Source organism: Aquiflexum gelatinilyticum (assembly GCF_024813435.1).
Lineage (GTDB): Bacteria > Bacteroidota > Bacteroidia > Cytophagales > Cyclobacteriaceae > Cognataquiflexum > Cognataquiflexum gelatinilyticum.
In genome coordinates this window covers 173,305-195,882 of the sequence record NZ_JANAEZ010000009.1, presented here as the reverse complement: position 1 = coordinate 195,882, position 22,578 = coordinate 173,305, and the positions used below count along the sequence as shown (strand labels likewise).

Genomic DNA, 22,578 nt, shown 5'->3' with positions numbered 1-22,578 from the left:
TATTTTTTGATAGCGGTATTTATAAATTATGAATTTAAATGACAATTATATGTCATGGGTTGCATTTCTGTTTGTGATAAAAAGATTGCTCAATCCTGCAATTATCAAAGAACATCCTGCCAATACCATGGTATATACCACTTCTTCTCCAAATAGAAGCTTATACATGAAATTAATCCCACCCAAGGCCGCCACAATTTGAGGTATGACGATAAACATGTTGAATATTCCCATGTAAACGCCCATTTGCTTGGGGTTGACAGCACTTGAGAGCATTGCATAAGGCATAGAAAGTATACTTGCCCAAGCTATTCCCACCAAAGCAAAGCAAAGGTGAAGCATCCAAGGTTCAGATATAAAGTAGATAAGAATAAAACCCAAACCGCCTGCAATCAAGCTAGACATATGCAAAAGCTTCCTGTTGATTTTGATTTTACTTGTTACAAAGGCAAGTATCAAAGCAAAAAACATGGATACTAACCCATATGTGCCCAGGTAATTACCGACACTATCTGCAGCATCATTATAGGCTTGTGATGCGGTATCGGTGGCTTTAAATATATGTTCGGTAATAGCCGGAGTGGCAAAACTCCACATCGTAAAGAAGGCAAACCAAGAGAAAAATTGGACGACCCCCAATTGTTTCATGACTTTGGGCATTCCTGAAATATTCTTGAATATTTCTTTAAAACCGTTTAAGATACCTTTACTTTCCTCATTTTCTCTTTTTAGTGCCTCAAGATCTTCAGGAGGGTATTCGTCCGTAGTCAGTATGGTATATAGTATTGAGCCAAAAAGTACTACAGCGCCAATTGCAAAAGCAAATTTGACCGAATCAGGAACTACACCCGTCGCAGCGGTGTTTGGTACACCTAATTGTGTCATTAACCAAGGCAAGTTACTTGCAACCCATGTTCCGATTCCAATAATGAGTGTCTGTACGACGAATCCATAGGAACGTTGACTATCTGGTAGTTTGTCTGCCACCAATGCCCTAAATGGTTCCATGCTGATATTGATAGAAGCATCAAGGATCCATAGGGCCCCTGCAGCCATCCAAAGTGCTGAGGAATAAGGTGCAAAAAACAATGCAATCGTGCTCAGAATAGCTCCAATAAGAAAGAATGGCTTTCTTCTTCCAAATTTTGGGTGCCATGTTCTGTCACTGAGATACCCGACTATTGGCTGCACGAGCAATCCGGTGAGGGGGGCAGCTATCCAAAGCATAGGAATCGCATCTTTTTCTGCACCGAGGGTCTGAAAAATCCGTGACATGAATCCTCCTTGTAACGCAAATCCAAATTGGATTCCCAAAAATCCGAAACTCATATTCCAGATTTGCCAAAAACTGAGTTTTGGTTTTTTATCTACTATTTGCATTATTTTGGGTTGTAGTTTGATGATTAATTCGGAATCCGGGCGATTATTGGATTTCTAATTCAAAAGAGCTATGGTTATTTTTAAATATCAATGTAGGAATATTTTTGATTTTCAAGTATGTATGACTACTGTCAGGAAGTGGGTCAAATTCAGTCAATTTTCCCAAAAACTCAAAATCCTCTTTATCAATTTCTTCAGATCCTCCATTGATGATTACAGCATTTGGATTTGAGCCATGGAAATAGACCTTAATTTTTTCAAACTTACTTTCAAAATTTCCTTTGGATTTTGAAAAGGTCAAAGTGTTCTTTTCAGGATTCCATTTGATCTCCCGCGTTAAAAAATCTCCTTTTTTGTATTCGTGACTGATTCCATCATCTTCATAATGAAGGTACGTAGAAGGTTCATTTCCTGCATATACATGGAGCCTGAGAATGCCGTCATGTGCCTGTCCTGTATAAGATACATCAGACTGTAATGCTAAAATGGAACCTGCTTTTACATAAACAGGGAGGTAGTTTAATGGACAGTCTTGATAAATGACATGATTTCCTATATGTTTTTGATTATCATATAAATAATACCATTCACCTTCAGGAAGGTAAACCTTTGTGATTTCTTTATAACTTTCCACAGGAGCAATCAAAAGGGTATCGCAAAAAAGATACTGGTTTTCAAAAGCACTTTCATAAATATACTTGTCATGAGGATAATCAACTGCAAGACTTTTTGCTATCGGAAGGCCTGTTTGGGTACTTTTGTAGAAACTGCTGTACAGGGTTGGAAGCATCCTATACCTCAATTTCATGTAGTTTCTAGAGATCTCTTCTACTTCCTCACCAAATGCCCAAGGTTCAGCATCATTGCTGTTTATCATTGAATGAGCCCTATACAATGGTGCAAAAGTGGCGATGCTCATCCATCTTGCAAAAAGAGATTTGGTCGATTCACCTGCAAAACCGCCAACATCATAACCTGAATATGCTACACCGCTTAAGCCAAGACTGTTTACCAACCTGATGCCTGCCATCATGTGTTCTTCCGAAGCAACATTATCTCCCGTCCATGCTGCAGCATACCTTTGGATTCCCGAAAATCCCGATCTTGTCAATACAAAGGGTCTTTCTTCAGGCCTTTGCAATTCACAGCCTTCCTTGGCACTTCGGGCCATCTGAAAGCCATAGATATTTCTAGCTTTTCTATGACTTACATTTTCCCCCTCATAGTCAAAATTGATGATATTTGGGGTAAATTGACCCCAGGAAGCAGGTTCGTTCATATCAGTCCAATATCCATCGACACCTGCCTCTTCATAAAAAGCCATTTTTTCGGCCCACCACTGACGGGTTTCTGCCTTGGTAAAATCCGGGAAAGCACACCAACCAGGCCAAACCTGACCTTCATAGATTTCATTATCCGGATATTTTACGAAAAGGTCTTTTTCTTTTCCTTCCTCATAGGGTAAATATCCCTGTTGGGTTTTGATCCCTGGATCCATGATTACCACAACTTTAAATCCCTTTTGCTTAAGCGCTTTAATCATTGATTTGGGATCAGAGAATTTTTCGTTGTCAAAGGTAAAGACCTTGTATTTTTCCATGTGGTGAATGTCAAGGTAAATTACATCCGCAGGCATATCCTTGTCTCTGAAAGTATTAGCCAATGTAAGTACTTCTGAATCCGGATAATATGAATACCGGCATTGCTGAAAACCCAAAGACCATAGGGGAGGCATTTCCATTTTTCCGGTCAATTCAGAATAGGTGCTTATGATCTTTGCTACAGAATCATCATGAAAAAAGTAATAATCCATGTCTCCGTCATCTGCGGAGTAATAAATGAAGCGGTTGTTTGAAGCTCCGAAATTGAAAACAGACTTATGGGTATTGTCAAAAAATATCCCATATGACAAACCGCTATGGATGCCGATATAAAAGGGAATACTCATATATAAAGGATCATCACCAATGCCATAAGCGAAATAATCCGTGTTCCAATTGGTGAAGGCCCGACCGGACCGGTCAAGATGTCCGGTTTTTTCGCCTAAACCAATGAATCTTTCTTTGGGCTGCACTTTTTTATAATTGCTTACTTCTGTACCCAACCACGATACTGCAAAAGCGGGATCGTCTTGGTTGATAACTTTCCCATCAGTAGTTAAGAATGTCAAAAAGAAGGGATTCAAGTTTACGCAAAGGTGAATTTTGGAAGTTTTAAGCCATACCTTCCCGTTTTCCTCAGTGGTACTGAATTTAATTTCTTGGGGGAGGGAAACTACACTGTAAGGGTTAGGGCTGAACTTGGAACCACGTCTAACCTGAACTCTTATAGTGTCATCTTTATAGATCGTAATTTCAAAATTAGAGACAGAAGTATTTCCATGAATCCCATTTGATTTTTTCTCCCAAGACATTACGTTTCCAATGGCAAGATTTTGGGATGAATTAGATAGATCGGTGGCTTGGGGCATTTGTAAAGTCTTATTTGATAGGTTTTGCCTAAGGCTTTTATTTATTCTATTTGAAATTGAGGTTCTAATTTATGATATAAAGTCAAATGATAAAATTTATGCAAGATGCCAAGGGAGCTTAAAACTAGCCTAGGATTGTTGAAAATGTCTTTTTTTGAATTGATGGACATGTTCAAACGATTGCACAAAAAAATTATTTTTATCAAAAAATCAGACTTTCACAGATGATTTTCTTATCAAAAGTTCAGTATCAAGGACGATGTTTTGTGAGATGGATTCCATATTGGTTTTTTTATGGATTAGGTCGAGAAGAATTTTTGTAGCTGTTTCTCCGATTTGGAATCCCGGCTGAGATACAGTAGATAGGGGGGGATCTATCATTGATGAAAACTGCCAATTTGAAAATCCGACAACTCCTACATCTTCCGGGATTTTTAATCCCAAGGATTTCAATGCCATCATGGCTCCTGCGGCAACGATATCATGATGAGCAAAAATAGCATCGGGTCTATTTTCATTGTTTTTAAACAATGCTGTCGTTATCGAAATGCTTTCTTTTTCTGTACCATAAGGGCATTCCAAAATCCATTCAGGTTTGGCTACAATACCTGAATCTTTCAAAGCATCCAAATAGCCCTCTTTTCGCTGTTTGCTGATAGCAAGGTTGTCAGGGCCCGAAAGGTGCACGATTTTTTTAAAACCTTGATCAATGAGATGTTTTACTGCATTGTATGCACCTTGATAATCATTGACGGTGACATTAATGGTGTTTTCCAAATCCGGGATCCTGTCAAAAAAAACAATCGGAAACTCCCGGTCTATCATTTTTTTGAAATGGTCAAAGTTTGTGGTTTCTCTGGAAAAACTCACCAAAACACCGTCAATTTGATTGGAAAGCATGGTTTCTACACTGCTTCTTTCTCTGCTGAATTTTTCATTTGTCTGGCATAAAATCACATTATAGCCATTCGCAAATGCAACTTCCTCTACACCACTGATAACAGTGGAAAAGAAAAAATGGACAACTTCGGGGATAATCACCCCGATCGTAAAAGATTTGCTTTTTCTTAAACTCAGTGCAACGGCATTTGGACGATAATGTAGCTTATCAGCAAGTTCTTTGACCTTTCTTTTAGTTTCGTCACTTATTCCCGGATAATCCTTAAGTGCTCTTGAAACTGTTGATGTAGATACATTAAGTTCTCTGGCAATGTCTTTAATAGTAGCCTGACCTGATTTCATGAAAATTAGATTTTTCTAAGAATTTAAATATATAAGTTTTTGGGTGATAATGTAGTTAATAGAGGTGTTATTTTTTTTCAATTTGTTTTTAAAAAATCAGCACCATCAAACTAAAGGAAGATTACAAAAAAATGTGCAATCGTTTGCGGTTACGTTTGCACAAATATTTCTTAAAAAAATCAATGTGGATTGTTTGTTTTGCCATTTTTCATTGTGTAATATTTCCTTGCTGATTGGTAGGCTGTGTATTGCTAGGTAAAGATGATTAAATTAATAATAAAAATAAAGTAATATAAAATAGGATTAAATTAATTAAATTTTGAAACAATAAATACCAAAAACAAATTTGTATGAGAGTTCTATCAAAATTAGTCTGGGCAGCTTTAATGCTTCCATTTATTATGTGGTCTTGCGGTCCGATAGACGAACCTGCTATCATTCCCCAAACGGCATCAACATTGACGAGTCCTTCTGCAGGCACTGCAATTGTGCTTACTGAGGCCGAAAAAGAAGATACTATTTTCTTTCAGGCATCTATTCCTGATTTTGGAGTTTCAGGAAACTATACGTACACCTTGGAAATGGCTAAAGGCGGAACCAATTTTGCAACAGTTGATGTAGTCGGAACCTCCACTACACCTACAGTTAAAATTGCAGTTGGTGATTTAAATAAAAAAATTGTAACGGCAGGTCTTGAACCAAACGTTGCGGGAAATGTAGACTTCCGTCTTAAAACAACTATTGACAGAAGTTTGAGCCCTTTGGTGGGTACGGCAACCACACTGTCACTAACTGCATACAAAGACGCAGTCATATTAAGAAATCTATTCCTTGTAGGTAATGCCACTGCCCCAGGATGGAGCAATGATAACAATAACCCTGCTTTGTTTCGCGATCCTGCCAATAAAGATCTTTATGTATATACAGGATTTTTCGCTGTCGGAGAATTTAAAGTTCTAGAAAAATTGGGTCAATGGCAGCCTCAATATGGTACCAACGGCGGGTCAGCAGTTTCGGTCAACCCCGGAGGAGGTTCCGATCCCGGAGCATTTGCCATTACTACAGCAGGACATTATGTTTTTACTTTAAACTTGGCTAATAACACCTTTACTTTGGTGCCATTTACAGGAGCAGCAGATGTGTATTATCCAACAGTCGGTATCATTGGAAGTTCAACAGCTGGTGGTTGGGATTCAAGCACTGCAATGACAAACTTGACTTTTGACAAGCATATCTGGCATATTACAGCTACTGTTACAAATGGAGAAATAAAATTCAGAGCAAACGATGCTTGGACAATCAATTGGGGAGCTGTTACTCCTATATCAGGTAAAGCTGAATTGGGAAGTTCAAGCAATATTCCAATTGAAGCCGGAACCTATAAAATGTGGTTCAATTCACTAGACGGAAGATATATTTTCATAGGTGGTTAAATAGTTTCACCTAATTCTAAAAAGGCTACTTTAAGGTAGCCTTTTTCTTTTTTTTTATTTGAATCAATGCAATCTTGCCAGCAGTTAATTAAATTATAGGAAAATTTAATATCAATCCAATATCACAGATGTATGCTGTGGGCAGGTAAAAATGTGACGAATTCAGCATTTATGATTGACAATTATTCAGGTAAATGTAAAAATTCCAGACAAATAAATTCCTTATTATCAGTATCGTTATTTAGTTATTGCAAACAATGAAATTCAGAATAATATTTCCCGTTTTATTTTTATTGACCTTGAGGTTTGGGTTTTCCCAAGTAACCACAGAACCTGCTTTTCCACGGGCAGACCAAAAAATCAAAATCATTTATGATGCCACCAAGGGGACAACAGGACTAAAAGATGTAGACCCGGTATATATCCATATCGGAGCAGTAGTAGCAGGCCCTACATCGACTACTTGGGCCATCGTGCCATTTGCTTGGGGTACTGCCAATCCTGATGCAAGGATGGTAAAAACCGCTCCAAATATCTGGGAATGGGAATTTACACCAAATGATTTTTTCAATCCTACGGCCGGACAAACCATATACAGGTTGGGGATGGTTTTTAGAAATGCCACGGGGTCTTTAGAAGGGAAAACAGATACCAACGGAGATTTTTTTGTAGACCTGAGCCAAGGGTTTGAGGTGACATTCACCAATCCTAATTCCTCCAAATTATTGGAAATAGGGGAATCTCAAGAAATTAGGATTGCTTCATCGGATGTTGCTGATCTTAGCTTAGAAATCAATGGAGTAGTAGTGGCATCTGCAGCTGGAGCAGAAAGTCTACTTTATACTTTTGAAGCCACCACTGAAGGATCCTTTAATGTAGTTGCCAAGGCTTTGAAATCGGGGGAGGAAGATACTGCTGAAATCACCCTGACAGTAGTTGGACCTAGCCCTCAGGCTCCTTTGCCTTCTGGTGTAAGAAAAGGGATCAATTACATTTCTGACACAGAGGTGGTTTTGGTTTTGGAAGCTCCTTTGAAGAAAAACGTTTTTGTTATTGGCGATTTTAATAACTGGGAAGTGCTTCCGAGTTTTCAAATGAACCAAACTCCTGATAAGGAATTGTTTTGGTATAGGTTGACAGGTTTGACTCCCAAGCAGGAATATATTTTTCAGTATTTGGTTGACGGAAGTATCAGGATAGGTGATCCATATGCTGACAAGGTTTCAGATCCCTTTCATGATGACGAAATCATAGCTCAAAACAGATACCCTGGATTGAAGCCCTATCCAAAGGGAAAAACTGAATTCCAGGCAACTTTCCTACAGACTGCCCAAGACCAATACCAATGGAAATACCTTGATTATGAAAAACCCGACAAAGAGGAGTTGGTGGTATATGAACTTTTGGTTAGGGATTTTGATGATAGAAGAACTTTCAAAGCTGTGATTGAGCGCTTGGATTATTTGGCAGGATTGGGGATCAATGCACTTGAATTGATGCCGATCAAGGAATTTGAAGGGAATCTTTCATGGGGATACAATCCATCTTTCTTTTTTGCGGTAGATAAATTTTACGGTCCAAAAAATCAATTGAAGGAATTGATCGATGAGGCTCACAAAAGAGGCATGGTGGTCATTTTGGACATGGTTCTCAACCACGCTTTTGGTCAGTCTCCGTTTGTAAGGTTGTATAATGATGGAGATTATGGAGCACCGACTTTGGATAATCCTTGGCTAAACAGAGTGGCAAAACATCCATTCAATGTCGGTTATGACTTCAACCATGAGAGTGCTTATACCAAAGCTTTAATGGATTCTGTCAATAATTATTGGCTGACAGAATACAAAGTGGATGGATTTAGGTTTGATTTGAGCAAAGGATTTACCCAGACCAATTCTGGAGACAATGTAGGATTTTGGGGAGAATATGATGCGTCAAGGATTGCGATTTGGAAAAACATATATGATCAAATCAAGGAAAACCATCCTGAAGCCTATGTGATTTTGGAGCATTTTGCAGACAACATTGAGGAAAAGGAATTGTCAACTCATGGCTTGATGTTTTGGGGGAATATGAATTTTGATTTTAGGGAGATTGCCAAAGGGAATTCATGGAATTTTGAATGGGGATATTACAAAACCCGTGGATGGAACAATAATACCTTAGTCAGCTACATGGAAAGCCATGACGAAGAAAGGACCATGTGGGAATCACTCACTTGGGGACAGACTTCTCCGGTCAATATCCGTCAACTCAGCAATGCCATAAACAGGAACCAATTGATGGCAGCCTTTTTCTTTTCCATTCCGGGTCCAAAAATGATTTGGCAATTTGAAGAGTTTGGTTACGACCAAGAGCTTAATAACGACAGACTTGGTATCAAGCCTACCAAATGGGAGTATTTGGAAAATCCCGAAAGACAGCGTCTTTTCAATATGTACCGGGCAATGATAGATCTCAAAAGCAACAACAATGCTTTTAACAACCCCCAAAACGCCACTTTGGAGCTATTCCAACCTTTGAAAAGCATCAAACTGACAGACGCTGACCTTCAAGTGGTCCTTTATGGAAATTTTGGACTTACTGACATTGCCGGTGCCAACCTTACTTTTCCCGCATCGGGAACTTGGTATAATTACTTCACAGGAGAAGAAATCGTGTTGTCAGGAAATTCCCGGGCTTTCAGGGTGAGGGCCAATGAATTCCTGATGTTTACCAATAAAAAACTTCCATTGCCGGAAGGTGAAATCCTTCAAGATCCGATTCTTTCTATAAATCCAGAAATTTCAAATCAGTCAGAGTTTAAAATTTATCCGGTGCCTGCCTCTGACAGGCTAATAATAAAGGTTCCTGAAACTATGAATTCGGGTAATTTCAGGATAATTGATGTGACAGGAAAAGTAATTCGTGAGGATGTATATTTGGCCACAGACAAGAATTTGCAAGTGGATATACAGGAATTTACCTCAGGTCTTTATATCTTTGAAATCAGTGATAACCGTCAAATCATGAGAAAACGGTTTTTAAAGAAATAATCAACCTATTTTAAATCAACATGAAATTCAAACCAGGAGTTAAGTACGGAGAAGAACTCAAAGACCTATTGTCGTATGCAAAAGAAAGTGAATTTGCCCTTCCTGCGGTAAATGTCATCAATACCAGTACCGTCAATGCCGTCATTGAAACAGCAAAAAAGGTCAATTCTCCTGTAATCATTCAATTTTCTAATGGTGGCGGACAGTTTTTTGCCGGAAAAGGATTAGGAAATCAAAATCAAATCGGAGCGATACAAGGATCTATTTCAGGAGCGCTTCATGTTCATAGAATGGCCGAAGCTTATGGTGTACCTGTGGTTTTACATACTGACCATTGTGCCAAAAAGCTGCTTCCTTGGATCGATGGGCTTTTGGAAGAAGGGCAGGCATATTATGCGGCTTATAAAAAGCCGCTATATAGCTCTCATATGCTGGATCTTTCTGAAGAGCCGGTAAAAGAGAATATTGAAATCTCCGTTGAATATTTCAAGAAATTCAAAAAACTTGAAATGGGAATTGAGATTGAATTGGGTGTGACCGGTGGTGAAGAAGACGGCGTGGACAACTCAGATGTAGATAGCTCCAAACTTTACACCCAACCTGAGGAAGTGGCCTATGCTTATGAACACCTCAAAGAAGTGGATGATTTGTTTACGATTGCAGCAGCATTTGGCAATGTCCACGGTGTATATAAGCCCGGCAATGTGTCCCTGAAGCCAATCATTTTGAAGAATTCTCAGGATTATATCAATAAAAAGTACGGAACCACAGGTAAGCCGTTGTTCTTCGTTTTCCATGGAGGTTCAGGTTCAACAGAAGCCGAAATCAGAGAGGCAAACAGCTATGGTTCTGTTAAAATGAACATTGACACCGATCAGCAATGGGCATTCTGGGAAGGTATTAAAAATTACTATAAGGCAAATGAAGGATATCTTCAGTCTCAGCTAGGTAATCCTGAAGGTCCTGACAGCCCAAACAAAAAATATTATGACCCTAGAGTCTGGTTGAGAAAAGGCGAGGAAACCTTTATGAAAAGATTGGAACTTGCGTTTGACATGCTAAATGCTATCAACAGAAATTAATTTTATCCATTAAAAACCTTGAAAAAGTCACTATAGGTGACTTTTTCTATTTTCACCATACCTTATGAAATTGAAACGCTTCCACATTATTTTATTGATTTTGACATACATCGCAGTATCCTGTTCAGGTAACAAAGAGAAAAAAGTTGAGAACCATTGGCCGAATGCAGGAATTACATATGAGATTTTTATCCAATCATTCTACGATTCCAATGGTGATGGCATAGGGGATATCAATGGAGTCAAAAAGAAGTTAGACCATGTTAAGGAACTAGGCGCAAATGCAATTTGGTTTATGCCGATCATGGCCTCTCCGAGTTATCATAAATATGATGTGACTGATTACAAAAGTATCCACCCGGATTATGGGACCATGGAAGATTTTAAGGCGTTTTTGGATGAAGCCCATAAAAATGACATTAAAGTGGTGATTGACATGATCATCAACCACACAAGCAATAAGCATCCTTGGTTTTTGGAGTCTCAAAAAGGAAGGGAAAACCCCTATAGGGATTATTATGTTTGGGCTCAAAAAGATACCATTGCAGCTTACCTTGATAAAAAAACCATTACCCTTGACAGTGATAATATCCGGCAGTGGCATGATCCTGGATTTGGAGAAGATTATTATTATGGATTTTTTTATGGAGGTATGCCTGACCTTAATTTTGACAATCCTAAGGTAAGGGAGGAAATATATGAAATAGGAAGGTTTTGGCTGGAAGAAGTAGGGGTAGATGGTTTTAGACTTGATGCAGCAAAGCACATTTTTCCGGATGACAGGCCACAGGACAACCATTCCTTTTGGAAGGAATTCAGAGATAAAATGACAGCAATCAAACCTGATATTTATCTTGTCGGGGAAGTTTATGACAAAAAAGAAATTGTAGCCCCATATCTTCCGGGATTACCTGCGTTATTCAATTTTGATTTCCATTACACCCTGATCGAATCTTTCAAAAAGGAGGACGGGATGCTTTTGGCAAAAAAGCAAAAGGAAGTTTTAGACTTTTATAATGGAATTACAGATGAATTTATTGATGCCACATTTTCCTCCAATCATGACCAACCGAGGTTGCTCAATTCGTTGGATGAAAATCCAAGGAAATTGAAGCAGGCTATCAATATCCTAATGACTATGCCGGGAGCACCCTACTTATACTATGGAGAAGAAACCGGTATGTTGGGCAAAAAGCCCGATGAAAATATCAGAGAGCCGTTTCTGTGGGACATGAAAGCTAATGATAAGGGACGGACCTCATGGATGGTTCCGACTTATTCGAAAGATGACGTGGTGACCCCACTTGCGATCCAAAAGTCAATGAGCACGAGTTATTTCAATCATTACAAAGAAATCATAAAAATCAGAAACAGCAACAGAGCATTGGCTTTGGGTAAATTGGAATTGTATGAAGGTGAATTGCCCAAGCAATTGATGGCATTTTTCAGGAACCATGATGACCAAGAGGTTTTTGTGGTCCACAATCTTAGCGGAGTTTCAACTGAATTAGACGCACCTGAAGAATTCCAAACTGAAATTTATTCATTTGGAGAAGCCAAAAAGCAAGGCGACAAAATCATTCTCCCGGCTTACAGTAGTATTGTTTTGGAGTACTGATTTTGCATTTATGAAAATAGTCTCAACAGAAAAATTTCATCTTGGTCAAATGAGGCTGGTTTTGTTTTATTCACTAGGAAATACAATTGAAAAAGTCCCGATTTCATAATTGAATCGGGCTTTTTTATGAAAATTGAGAGTTTCCTGTTAATCCTATTTGGTAGGGATTATAATTTTGTCTTTGATCATTTTGTCCACTACCACATAAGCAAACTCTCTAGCAGCTTTGTCTATGCTTGACGGATTGGTAGTGGCAGATTGGGCTGACCAGACCAAAGTCTGGGTTTCCGAATCATATAAATTTATCTCAACATAATAATTTTTGTCTGTGGCATAATAACCAGGAGAATAAGTCATAGGGCCATACATTCCATAATAGCCACCAAATCTTCCATATCCTCCACCATAGTACATAGGAGTGTATGCTGTGCCGGGAACATATCTTGTTTCATTTGTCTGATCGATGATGGCTATAGTCATGATGGCATCACGACCACTTTCCCTGATTGCTTGGACGACTTGATCTTTGTTGTCATTGGTAAGCATCAATCCCGGTTTTACTTTTTCAAGATTGCTGATTGCTTGTATTCCTTTTTCGATCAATAATTCATCAATGTCGTCTTCAATGGTTTTTTTTGTAACATAATTGTCACTGATCATAGCTGCGACAAAAAGATTGGAATATCCGGATGCTTCTGCTTCAGGGCTTTTCCAAGATCCAATGATTTTTGTCGAAGGGGCACATGCAGTGACTATTGCAATCATAATGAGGAGATGAAATGAACTTTTTGAAATTAATGTTTTCATATTTTTTTGGTTTTTTAGTTTTTTAATTGGCCTTGGAATAAACTTTGGATAGCCTGATACAAACAAATTTATCAAGATATTAATCAATTTATTTTCTCTTGACTTATTTTTCGCTTTTCAGGAAATATTTTTACTTAGAATCTGTAGCCAACATTGATCATAAATCGGTAACCAAGACCTGTGACATTTGCAATTCCTGTATTTTCGAATCCACTACCATCAACTATCGTATTGAATCCTGGGATTTTTTCAGATAATAGGTCATTGATTTTTTGCAAAACAAGGGCCTGATCATCGGGATCCAAGGTGCTGTCAAAATCTACCTTGGATTTATATATTCCGACTCCGGGACCGAAAAGAACAAAATCCAGCATAAATCTTTTTGATAGTTGAAATTGGTAACCAAGTTCTGCACCTATGGTATGGATCCTAAAACCTAATTCTGTTCCAACCTCACCTTCAAAGTTGTCGGATGTTAGTTGCCAGTTTTTAGATTTATCAAAAGAATTGAAGGAATAATAAGGTCCGATGTATACACCTCTCGGAGCATCAAATTTGTTTTCTGATTTCAGGTAAAATCTATAATCTGCCGAAAAATGGACTCCTCTGTTTTTTCCTCCTCGCAAAAGAACGAGGGATTCATTCTGTGAATTATTTCCCTCTGAATTAAAACCGGGAAGTTGATTGAGGCCTATGTCAATGCTAAAACTCCTGTTTTTTTTCAAAACCCTTTCGTATCCGAATATGATATTCTTAATCCCAAAGATCGCAGGATTGGAAATATTATACCGGATGGTATTTTGAAATTTATTTTCAGTAGGTTCAGAATCCTGACCAAATAAATTGCCGGCAAACATTGTTAAAATGAAAATCAACAATAAATTTTTCATGTCATTTGAAGTTAAATACTTTATTCCAATCTGATTTCATATCTACTATTAACCAGTTGTTTTGAGGGGCATCATCGAGCCCTTTTAATAATTTTCCGATATGCGAATCTCTATCATATGCAAATTCTCTGATTGAATCCGTATGGTGAACAAACATTCCAAGCCGTGGGCCTTCACCGGAAGTGACATATTGCAGCATCTCATAATCACCATCTGAGTTTCCTGCTGCCATAATTGGCCTTTTTCCTATATGTTGGTATATACCGACTGGCTTACCTGCTTTGTCATCGATAAAATTGAGTTCCGGAAGTTTGGTGATGACAGGCATTCCATCCACCATTTCATATTTGGATTTGATGGAACTCCCAATGACCTGGTAAGGAGGGATTGCGTATGCATTTTCTGCCCATACCCTCATAAAATCAATTCCACCACCTGACACGATAAATGTTTTATATCCATTCGCACGCAGGTATTCCAACAATTCTACCATAGGTTGGTAAATCATTTGGTTATAAGGCTTACCTGTTTTGGGATGGTTAGCGGAATTGAGCCAATCACTGACAGATTTTTGAAATTCATCCGAGGTCATTCCGGCGTGAGAAGCCATCATGATTTCAAACAATGCCTTTTCTCCACCTTCCATCACATGTTTGATATCATCCTCAATAAGGCTTTTAAAAGGTTCTTTTTTCTTCCATTCAGGATGGTTTTCAGATTCTTTTTTTATAAAATCAATGGCATAAGCCAATTGAAAATACATGGGTTGTTCAGCCCATAAGGTGCCATCATTGTCAAAAACTGCAATTCTATCTGCTTCAGGTGTAAAATCCGAATTTCCTGACGTGGTGGTTTTGGTAACAAAATCAATGATTCCTGACTTGGAAGTTCCTTCATTCCAGCTTGGCAAAGGATCCGTTTCGGACTTTGGTAGTTCTGAAAGAGTAGGGGATTTAGTAGTGCATGAGGCCAATAAAAGCAATGAAACAAAGAATTTAATTAAATTTTTCATAGTGCATTTAATGTTTTTATTTACCAAATGATTTGGATAAGCCGACTCCGATAGCAAAACTGTCATAGGCGTTCCATTTAATATCATAAATGAAATTGGTGACAAATTCCAGATTTTCTTTGATTTCAAGGCTGTATTCGACTCCTAATCTTGTTAAGAAAAAGGATTCTCCTGTTTCAAATTCACCTCCAAACCCAATTTCATAAGTAAAATGCTTACCTGGTTTGAATCCGGCCACTATGGTTGAAGCAAGCGGCTTCTTTCTTTCTATTTCGGATCTTCCCCCTAATCTTTCTACTACAAAATTTTCGAGTACCAAGTCATTGTGCCAACCGATTTTCCATTGGTGAGACAAGGTATAGTTATAATCCAAAACGATTGAGGGCAAGGCACGCCAAGATATTTTACCTTCCAAAACAGCCTCTCTTACATAAGTATGGCTTAACAGTACCGAAATGCTGTGTTTTCTTTCATTTGATTCCTCCTTATGATCTTCCTCTTGAGCAAAGGCTGCTGAAGAAAAAAGCAAAAAAAGAAGAAGCACTTTCATAGGATGTGGTTTTTTTTTGAGAATAGGTCCTATTGATCAACTTTGATAAATGGGAAGGAGGCGAAAACCTGAAATGTAGATCCACTGCTTGTTCCAACTGAAGACAAAGCAATTACCTGGCTGACTCCAATATTATACCTGAATTTGATGTTCATGCCTTTCCCTTTCCTCGCGTCAGAAAGGGAATATCCAATCTCTAGAGGAACAGCTATGTAAATCGGTTTGAAACTTGATTTGACCGATTCTTCTATATCCACCACATTTCCCAATGGCAGATTGCCTGAGGCCACTTGAGTGGCAGAAGTAAGGAAACTTACCTGAGGTCCTGCAGAGGCAAAAAATTTCTCATTGAACTTATATTGGATCAAAACAGGGATATCAATATAGTTTAAATCAAAATCGTAGCTCACATCGGATAAGACAGCAGAATAATCATTGAGGGGCAAAACGGAACGAGCACCCCGAGGTGACAAAGGTTTGAATTCAGGATTTAAGGTCCATTTATCGTCCAATTTGATAAAAGTTCCTAGTCCAAAATACAAGCCTCTGGTATGCTGCTGTTGTTCCAATCCCGGCAATGAGGAAATATTCATACCCAAATCGACGCTAAGGTGAAATTTTTCCGATGCCACTTTATCACCAAATATCAAAGCAATCAGTGCCGCCTGAGAAAATGATGGCGTCAGCGACAAGATTAATAAAAACACTGTAGCAATACTTTTAAGCAATATTTTTTTCATAATATTATCCATTAGATTTTTAAAAGGCCAATCAAATCATATCCTAATGAGGTTAAGATATATTTGTAATAAAAAAACCGGACCAACAGAAGGTCCGGTTTTATCAAGACTTCAATCAATTTGAAGGTTTAACCATGTTTTCAATTTGCTTTTGGACTTTTCCCAAACTCCAATCTCCCGCCGTCTGACTAGGTGGATAATCTTTGAATGTAGTCAGAAAATTAAGTGCATATCCTTGGATTGCCATTAATATATAAGCTCTGTCAATATACCAGTCATAATAGGTATTCGAACCATATAAAGCTTTTTCAAAGGGATCGCGCCTAAGATTGGTCAAGTATGGAGCACGCAGTTCAACAAATGGTTCAAGCCAGATCTGTAATTTATCAGCTCTATTTTCCAGGAACATTGCCTTCCAGTCTCCGTATCTCAAAGCAGCTATTTCTCCTGCGTCATTTACATAAATGAATCCTGTTCGGGGAGACTCTTTTACTTTACCATATAAATAATCCAATTGGTTTACTCCATCAATGTGGTTTTTATAAGTTCGGCCACCCATTGAAACTCCTTTCATTATTTTACTTTTTACATCCGGGTCACCGCCGATAGCAGCAAAAGTCGGAAGCCAATCTTCATGGGAAACAATACCGTTTAAAGTAACTCCTGCGGGAAATTTACCAGGCCACTTTACAAAAGCAGGAACTCTATATGCACCTTCCCAACTGCTGTTCTTTTCACCGTGAAAAGGTGTAGTCCCTGCATCAGGCCAGGTATTATAATGAGGACCGTTGTCAGTAGAATACATGACCACTGTATTGTCTGCTATTCCCAATTCATCTAATAAAGACAAAAGTTCTCCTACATGTAAATCATGCTCCACCATTCCGTCGCTGTATTCATCCTGACCACTGATGCCTCTATGTTCTTCTTTGACATGGGTACGAAAATGCATTCTTGTTCCATTCCACCAGGTAAAGAATGGTTTTCCGGCAGCAACTTGTTTTTTGATGAATTCTTTAGCGGCAGCAACAGATTCATCATCTATAGTTTCCATTCTCTTTTTGGTAAGTGCTCCTGTGTCTTCAATTTTCTGCCCACCTTTTCCATCTGACCAAGAATGAATGACACCCCGTGGTCCAAAAACCTCTTTAAATTTTTTTCCATTGGCAAGGACCATATCTGAAGGATAATCTTCATTTTCAGGCTCTTCTTCTGCATTGAGGTGGTAAAGATTTCCGAAAAATTCATCAAACCCATGCATTGTTGGGAGATGTTCATCTCGGTCTCCCTGATGATTTTTTCCAAATTGCCCTGTTGCATATCCAAGATTTTTCATCACTGTCGCAATGGTGATGTCAGTTTTTTGCCAACCTTCTTTAGCTCCCGGCATACCTACTTTGGTCATTCCTGTACGGACAGGAACATTTCCACCTATGAAAGCTGCCCTACCTGCTGTACAGGATTGTTGCGCATAATAATCTGTAAAACCAACCCCTTCGCGCGCTATCCGATCTATATTTGGAGTCATATATCCCATCATACCCCGGTTGTTGTGGCTGATGTTCCAAGTACCGATATCATCTCCCCAGATAACCAAAATGTTGGGTTTCTTCTGTTGGGACCATCCCATACTGACGCTTATTATCAGGGCAAAAAAGGTTAAAAGGTTTTTTTTCATAGTCTGATTTGTTAGTATAATTTGGTTTTTGTATTGTTTTTTACTGTTAAAGAAGCATTTTCACCAATTACATCTTTATAATCCTGGCTGAATTGCCCCATGTGGCTAAACCCATATTCAGAAGCTATTTTTTTGATGTTTTGACCTGGGCCTTTTATTTTTAATTCCTGTTGAATTTTTTTGATCTTCAGATGCTTTATAAATCTTTTGGGACTTTCTCCTGTCAATTTTTTGAAGGTATAATAAAAAGTCCGCTGCGGCATTCCCAACTTTCTGATCAATTCATCCAAATCAGTTTCGGATTTATTACCCACATTGAGATGCATGATTTCAATTGACTTTATCACAAGTTCGCGACTTGAGAATGCTTGTTTTGTTTTATTTTCATTTATTTCCATATAATTTATAAAAATTGTATCAAACAAATAATACCCTAAGCGATGATTTTTTTATTTGCGTCTTTGGGATCAAAAATAGGAATGTAAATCTATTGCTATGAGGGCTTTATCGGTCTACTTGACATTTTTTATCGAATATTGTCAAACTAGTATCAGGAAATTGCTAAAAATGAAGGGCCGAAAAAATTTTCATTTTGTTTTTTGTTCAGCTTCAAAATATTGTAAAATCTATTTTTCTACATAGGTAAGGACAAAGCTTATTTTACTAGGCTTTTTCTATAATCTGATGGTGTCCTTCCGGTGAATTTCTTAAAAGCAATTACAAATGAATTTCGGTTATTAAAACCGCATTCGGCAGATAAAGCCTCTAAAGTGTAATGGGAAAATTCACCTTTTTGGAGCAATTCCATACTGTGCTCAATACGCTTTTTGTTTAAAAGATCTGCAAAATTAGTATTCAGATAATGATTGATACAGGCAGAAAGCTGGTAGTAAGGGATGTTTGTTTCTCTTGCAAAATCCTGAATTGAATACCGCTGATTGAGATAGACTTTCTTTTCATCCATCCAATTTAAAATTATCTGTCCAAGCTCTTTCATTTTATCATCAGGTTGAACACCTAATTTTTCTGTTTTGGGAGAATACTCCAATTTAATTATTTGGTCTGTCACAAATTTGATTTCATCCAGACCATATAAAAGCTGTGGAAAAAAATAAAGCAATACTGCACTCGACATCAATAAAACCGCTCCCGTAAAGTGAACCAGCATAAAAACCAATTCTTTTTCCAACCAAAAATAAGTCAGATAGAAAGGCATAAACAAAAAGAATTGAAAGGTCATGAAGAAAATAATCCATACCTGCCAGTCTTTTTCAAACTTATTGAAAGACCTGTTGATGTTTTTTTGCCACTTGACCAAAAGCCTCATCTGCAACAGCCAATAAATATTGATCAGAATAGTTCTCGAAGTTTGATGGAACCCATTTGGAAAAAACATGCTTTGTCTAAATTCTGTGAACTTATTAGGGTCATTGATGTCCTGTAGGATTAATTCTAACTTTTCTGCGGATGATAAAAAAAGAACAGGGGAATAGTCAATGATATAAATAGCCATCGGAATAAAATGAAAAGCATCGCTCCATTTCAAGTCCCTGTTATGGGTGACACAATGCATGTAGATAAAAGGCATGGGCACGAATATCAATGCAAAAATATTTCCGGTTCTGTAAATTCCCGGGAAATGAACCATCATACCCGAACTGATCAACATGCTGAAAAAAATGGCCAAAGAAAGACTCAAGAAAGTAAGGGCGAGCGGGATACTCTTTGTGTTTTTGCGGAAAGAATACACCATCACAATAACTCCTGTCTGAAGGCCTATCACAACCGAAACCAAGAAAAATATATTGTTGAAATCCAAACCCGAATTCATTTCAAAAATTGATAAAAAGTGAAATGGTGAAACAGTATGGAATATAATAAATAAACACTATTGGATTAAACCTGATTTTTCCCGGGTTTACAATCTCAAGTTTCTTAGCTAAATGAAAAAATTCTGAGGGGAAACATGCGGAATGGGTTTTGAAGAGATAATAATAAAACTTCATATCATATTTATTAAGTAATTAAGGCGCAGCCAATGACTGCGCCTAATTGTGGTTGCCGTGAATACCTGGTTTCTACGTTAAACCAACCAAATGTAATTATTCAAAATGAAAAAAAAGCCATTGAAATATGATTAAATACCGTATTTATCAAAATATTGCAAATAAATTATCTTCCAAGTCTTTATATTTCCAGAGTTCACTTTTTCATATCCTTGTCAAAAAATAGATTTCTCAGTTTGAAGGGTGTGCCGAAAAAAATTAATTAACCTATCGTTCGAATAGATAAGTCTATTATTCTGATTTCCTGGTTACTCATCCTTTTTCCCACCTAAGCAAATCTGTTAAATATGAAACTTTTGGCGAGCAAATTATAAGAGTTGTTAACTAAAATCCTGCAAAATTGCCACATAAATAAACATCTAAGATGAAAAGATTCAATCTGATTTTAATGCTGGCAATAGCTTTCACCTTTTTCTCTTCTGCTTCAGTATTAGCTGGAGGCAAAGATAAAGTAGAGACCAAGCCCAAGATGCCTGAGGCCGAAATGAAGATTTTGGTGGACCGGCTCGAAGAGATCAAAACTATGGATAGGTCCATGATGGACAGAACCGAGAAAAAAGAACTGAGGTCTGAAGTGCGAGAAATCAATGAAGAAATAAAAAGAGATGGGGGAGGAGTTTACCTTTCCATCGGTGCGCTTTTGTTGGTCATCATCTTATTGATCCTGTTGTTGTAATCGGTCCTACCGGAATGGCAGATTTCTTACCTCTGAATTCGGGTATTCGAAATTGAAACCGTAAGAATTCATTTTGATTTTGGCCTTTAAAATTTCATTTACCTGAATCTAATATTTCATAAACTCTTAATTCAATCCTCAACAACCAAAACTATGGGAAATCTCCTTTATATTATTGCCGTTATTTTAGTTATTATCTGGGCCGTAGGCTTTCTTGGCTATGGCAGCGGTGGCATCATCCACATCCTCTTGGTCATTGCGATCGTAGTAGTTTTGCTGCGTGTCATCAGGGGAGGAAGCGGTGTCTGATATAACAGTATCCGCTTAGGTCTATGACAGAATATGTAATATTTGTAAGCCTATTCTGTCATTGTATAATCTTTTAGGTCGGTTTTAAGCCGACCTTTGTTTTTATATTAACCAACCCAAAACTTAATATGGAATTTAGAAAAAGTGTAAAAAAAGAACCTTTCAAGGTATACGGTGATTGGGGGAGACAATCTACCCACCTGCAAACCAGATTTCCTGAACTGACTGACGAAGACCTGGAGTTTGAAGAGGGAAAAGAAGACGAACTTATCAGGAGAATTGAAGTCAGGTTAAACAAAAATTACAACGAAGTTGTCAAATTTCTAAGAATAGGCCACATGGCCACAGTCTGATTTTTTTTGACCTTAGAGTGAATCCTAATTTTTTTTTTGAAACAATTGCACAGAAATAGATTTTCTGTGAGTTTTTTTAATCCCACTTATGATTTCAATAATATTTTAAGTTTTATCAAAGAGAATCAGTAAATTACAAATACTCCCACCACGGATTTCAGCCAATTAATTTTTTAGAATATTTAAGTTAACCAAACTCAAAGAGCTTGAAAATCTATATCAAATATATGGTCAGCCTCCGCTGCAAAATGATAGTCCAAATGGAACTGGAAAAGCTAGGTATTCCCTTTCTTACCATTGACATCGGAATAGTCGATTTAAAAACTGAATTGACAGGGCAACAGCATGATGACCTTCAAGCCAACTTAAAAAAGATAGGGCTGGAGCTTCTTGATGACAAGAAAAGTATCCTTATTGATAAAATCAAAAATGTCATCATCGAAATGGTCCATTACAATGAGGAAGTACCCAAAGTCAATTATTCGGTCTTTATCAGTGAAAAACTCGGTTATGACTATACTTACCTTTCCAATATTTTTTCTGATGTAAAGGGGATCACCATACAGCAGTTTATTATTTTTCATAAAATCGAAAGGGTCAAAGAACTGATGCTGTATGACGAACTCAACCTGACAGAGATTTCTTACAGGTTAAATTACAGCAGTGTATCCCACCTTTCCAATCAGTTTAAGAAAATCACGGGACTTACTCCTTCATTTTTTAAGCAGATGAAAAAAATTCGAAAAGAAAATTTGGAAAATGTATGATATATGTAAGTTTTACCATATAATCTGCAAAATTACCACTCCAATATTCCTGACATTTGTATCATAAGAATTGCAAAAAAGTACAGAAGATGGAAAGAAAAGGGAATTTGGAACTGGCAAAAGGATCAGAACATGTGATCACAGAAATCATCGAATACCTCACAGATTCGGTTGTCAGCAAGAGGATACTGAGCAAAGTCACCGGAAGCGTTACAGCTTCGGCTATGGATGTGGGTACCCAAGTTGAAGAAAGGATTTCCCATTTTGACAATTATATCCAGATTATCGATGGCAGTGCAGAACTTACGATAGATATCAAAAAGTTTACACTGACTCGTGGACAGGGAATCATTATCCCTGCCAACTCCAATTATATTTTCAATGCAAACAAACAGTTTAAGATGGTTTCGACAATCATCAAAAGCGGTTACGAGGATTAACTTTTTGATTGATTTCAGATTATCTATTTG

At 37.7% G+C, this 22,578-nt stretch carries 20 protein-coding genes; 9 read left to right on the top strand and 11 right to left on the bottom strand.

Annotation, left to right across the window (positions count from 1 at the left end):
* Positions 1–45: 45 nt before the first annotated feature.
* The 3 genes from NK987_RS18190 to NK987_RS18180 all read right to left on the bottom strand — a co-directional run bounded on the left by NK987_RS18190 (position 46) and on the right by NK987_RS18180 (position 5,092).
* Positions 46–1,380 carry an MFS transporter gene (locus NK987_RS18190; RefSeq protein WP_259265020.1) on the bottom strand — a complete coding sequence of 445 codons (1,335 nt, stop codon included), beginning with the start codon at positions 1,378–1,380 and terminating at the stop codon, positions 46–48.
* Between the two features lie 43 nt (positions 1,381–1,423).
* Complete coding sequence (locus NK987_RS18185; protein WP_259265019.1) at positions 1,424–3,850, bottom strand: glycoside hydrolase family 31 protein; 2,427 nt, start codon at positions 3,848–3,850, stop codon at positions 1,424–1,426.
* 210 nt (positions 3,851–4,060) lie between these two features.
* Complete coding sequence (locus NK987_RS18180; protein WP_258423734.1) at positions 4,061–5,092, bottom strand: LacI family DNA-binding transcriptional regulator; 1,032 nt, start codon at positions 5,090–5,092, stop codon at positions 4,061–4,063.
* A gap of 350 nt (positions 5,093–5,442) precedes the next feature.
* On the opposite strand from NK987_RS18180, the gene NK987_RS18175 reads away from it, so the two are divergent.
* From NK987_RS18175 to NK987_RS18160, 4 genes are all read left to right on the top strand, one after another.
* Positions 5,443–6,525 (top strand): SusE domain-containing protein, encoded by a 1,083-nt coding sequence (locus tag NK987_RS18175; protein WP_259265018.1) that lies wholly within the window; start codon positions 5,443–5,445, stop codon positions 6,523–6,525.
* Between the two features lie 257 nt (positions 6,526–6,782).
* The gene (locus tag NK987_RS18170) at positions 6,783–9,560 is read left to right on the top strand and encodes a DUF4961 domain-containing protein (RefSeq protein WP_259265017.1); all 2,778 of its coding nucleotides are present in this window, start codon (positions 6,783–6,785) and stop codon (positions 9,558–9,560) included.
* 20 nt (positions 9,561–9,580) lie between these two features.
* Positions 9,581–10,642, top strand: coding sequence for a class II fructose-bisphosphate aldolase (gene fbaA / locus NK987_RS18165; RefSeq protein WP_259265016.1), 1,062 nt, complete (start codon positions 9,581–9,583; stop codon positions 10,640–10,642).
* Between the two features lie 64 nt (positions 10,643–10,706).
* Positions 10,707–12,260, top strand: coding sequence for an alpha-amylase family glycosyl hydrolase (locus NK987_RS18160; protein WP_259265015.1), 1,554 nt, complete (start codon positions 10,707–10,709; stop codon positions 12,258–12,260).
* 153 nt (positions 12,261–12,413) lie between these two features.
* Here NK987_RS18160 and NK987_RS18155 read toward each other — a convergent pair whose 3' ends face one another.
* From NK987_RS18155 to NK987_RS18120, 8 genes are all read right to left on the bottom strand, one after another.
* A complete protein-coding gene (locus tag NK987_RS18155) occupies positions 12,414–13,067 on the bottom strand; it encodes a DUF4136 domain-containing protein (RefSeq protein ID WP_259265014.1) in 654 nt (217 codons plus the stop codon).
* A gap of 134 nt (positions 13,068–13,201) precedes the next feature.
* Positions 13,202–13,957, bottom strand: a complete 756-nt coding sequence (locus tag NK987_RS18150) for a DUF3575 domain-containing protein (protein ID WP_259265013.1) — start codon at positions 13,955–13,957, stop codon at positions 13,202–13,204.
* Between the two features lies 1 nt (position 13,958).
* The gene (locus NK987_RS18145) at positions 13,959–14,969 is read right to left on the bottom strand and encodes an HAD family hydrolase (protein WP_259265012.1); all 1,011 of its coding nucleotides are present in this window, start codon (positions 14,967–14,969) and stop codon (positions 13,959–13,961) included.
* Positions 14,970–14,985: 16 nt separating this feature from the next.
* Positions 14,986–15,519 carry a hypothetical protein gene (locus NK987_RS18140; RefSeq protein WP_259265011.1) on the bottom strand — a complete coding sequence of 178 codons (534 nt, stop codon included), beginning with the start codon at positions 15,517–15,519 and terminating at the stop codon, positions 14,986–14,988.
* Positions 15,520–15,548: 29 nt separating this feature from the next.
* Positions 15,549–16,259: a PorT family protein gene (locus NK987_RS18135; protein WP_259265010.1), complete on the bottom strand. Its 711-nt coding sequence runs from the start codon at positions 16,257–16,259 to the stop codon at positions 15,549–15,551.
* Between the two features lie 115 nt (positions 16,260–16,374).
* Positions 16,375–17,937 (bottom strand): arylsulfatase, encoded by a 1,563-nt coding sequence (locus NK987_RS18130; protein ID WP_259265009.1) that lies wholly within the window; start codon positions 17,935–17,937, stop codon positions 16,375–16,377.
* A gap of 11 nt (positions 17,938–17,948) precedes the next feature.
* Positions 17,949–18,284, bottom strand: coding sequence for a helix-turn-helix domain-containing protein (locus NK987_RS18125; RefSeq protein WP_258423723.1), 336 nt, complete (start codon positions 18,282–18,284; stop codon positions 17,949–17,951).
* Between the two features lie 308 nt (positions 18,285–18,592).
* Positions 18,593–19,768, bottom strand: a complete 1,176-nt coding sequence (locus NK987_RS18120) for a helix-turn-helix domain-containing protein (protein ID WP_259265008.1) — start codon at positions 19,766–19,768, stop codon at positions 18,593–18,595.
* Positions 19,769–20,367: 599 nt separating this feature from the next.
* Between NK987_RS18120 and NK987_RS18115 the strand changes: the two genes are divergently transcribed.
* The 5 genes from NK987_RS18115 to NK987_RS18095 all read left to right on the top strand — a co-directional run bounded on the left by NK987_RS18115 (position 20,368) and on the right by NK987_RS18095 (position 22,548).
* The gene (locus NK987_RS18115) at positions 20,368–20,679 is read left to right on the top strand and encodes a hypothetical protein (protein WP_259265007.1); all 312 of its coding nucleotides are present in this window, start codon (positions 20,368–20,370) and stop codon (positions 20,677–20,679) included.
* A gap of 153 nt (positions 20,680–20,832) precedes the next feature.
* A complete protein-coding gene (locus NK987_RS18110; protein WP_258423720.1) occupies positions 20,833–20,988 on the top strand; it encodes a lmo0937 family membrane protein in 156 nt (51 codons plus the stop codon).
* A gap of 128 nt (positions 20,989–21,116) precedes the next feature.
* On the top strand, positions 21,117–21,341 hold the full coding sequence (locus tag NK987_RS18105; protein WP_258423719.1) for a general stress protein CsbD: 225 nt from the start codon (positions 21,117–21,119) through the stop codon (positions 21,339–21,341).
* A gap of 206 nt (positions 21,342–21,547) precedes the next feature.
* Positions 21,548–22,108, top strand: coding sequence for a helix-turn-helix domain-containing protein (locus tag NK987_RS18100; RefSeq protein ID WP_258423718.1), 561 nt, complete (start codon positions 21,548–21,550; stop codon positions 22,106–22,108).
* Positions 22,109–22,197: 89 nt separating this feature from the next.
* Entirely contained in the window at positions 22,198–22,548 is a 351-nt protein-coding gene (locus NK987_RS18095) for a cupin domain-containing protein (RefSeq protein ID WP_258423717.1), read from the top strand.
* Positions 22,549–22,578 lie beyond the last annotated feature (30 nt).

Excerpts from the sequence above, each read along its gene's own strand:
- NK987_RS18190 (WP_259265020.1), bottom strand. The coding sequence starts at position 1,380 with ATGCAAATAGTAGATAAAAAACCAAAACTCAGTTTTTGGCAAATCTGG.
- NK987_RS18185 (WP_259265019.1), bottom strand. The coding sequence starts at position 3,850 with ATGCCCCAAGCCACCGATCTATCTAATTCATCCCAAAATCTTGCCATT.
- NK987_RS18180 (WP_258423734.1), bottom strand. The coding sequence starts at position 5,092 with ATGAAATCAGGTCAGGCTACTATTAAAGACATTGCCAGAGAACTTAAT.
- NK987_RS18175 (WP_259265018.1), top strand. The coding sequence starts at position 5,443 with ATGAGAGTTCTATCAAAATTAGTCTGGGCAGCTTTAATGCTTCCATTT.
- NK987_RS18170 (WP_259265017.1), top strand. The coding sequence starts at position 6,783 with ATGAAATTCAGAATAATATTTCCCGTTTTATTTTTATTGACCTTGAGG.
- fbaA (WP_259265016.1), top strand. The coding sequence starts at position 9,581 with ATGAAATTCAAACCAGGAGTTAAGTACGGAGAAGAACTCAAAGACCTA.
- NK987_RS18160 (WP_259265015.1), top strand. The coding sequence starts at position 10,707 with ATGAAATTGAAACGCTTCCACATTATTTTATTGATTTTGACATACATC.
- NK987_RS18155 (WP_259265014.1), bottom strand. The coding sequence starts at position 13,067 with ATGAAAACATTAATTTCAAAAAGTTCATTTCATCTCCTCATTATGATT.
- NK987_RS18150 (WP_259265013.1), bottom strand. The coding sequence starts at position 13,957 with ATGAAAAATTTATTGTTGATTTTCATTTTAACAATGTTTGCCGGCAAT.
- NK987_RS18145 (WP_259265012.1), bottom strand. The coding sequence starts at position 14,969 with ATGAAAAATTTAATTAAATTCTTTGTTTCATTGCTTTTATTGGCCTCA.
- NK987_RS18140 (WP_259265011.1), bottom strand. The coding sequence starts at position 15,519 with ATGAAAGTGCTTCTTCTTTTTTTGCTTTTTTCTTCAGCAGCCTTTGCT.
- NK987_RS18135 (WP_259265010.1), bottom strand. The coding sequence starts at position 16,259 with ATGAAAAAAATATTGCTTAAAAGTATTGCTACAGTGTTTTTATTAATC.
- NK987_RS18130 (WP_259265009.1), bottom strand. The coding sequence starts at position 17,937 with ATGAAAAAAAACCTTTTAACCTTTTTTGCCCTGATAATAAGCGTCAGT.
- NK987_RS18120 (WP_259265008.1), bottom strand. The coding sequence starts at position 19,768 with ATGAATTCGGGTTTGGATTTCAACAATATATTTTTCTTGGTTTCGGTT.
- NK987_RS18115 (WP_259265007.1), top strand. The coding sequence starts at position 20,368 with ATGAAAAGATTCAATCTGATTTTAATGCTGGCAATAGCTTTCACCTTT.
- NK987_RS18110 (WP_258423720.1), top strand. The coding sequence starts at position 20,833 with ATGGGAAATCTCCTTTATATTATTGCCGTTATTTTAGTTATTATCTGG.
- NK987_RS18105 (WP_258423719.1), top strand. The coding sequence starts at position 21,117 with ATGGAATTTAGAAAAAGTGTAAAAAAAGAACCTTTCAAGGTATACGGT.
- NK987_RS18095 (WP_258423717.1), top strand. The coding sequence starts at position 22,198 with ATGGAAAGAAAAGGGAATTTGGAACTGGCAAAAGGATCAGAACATGTG.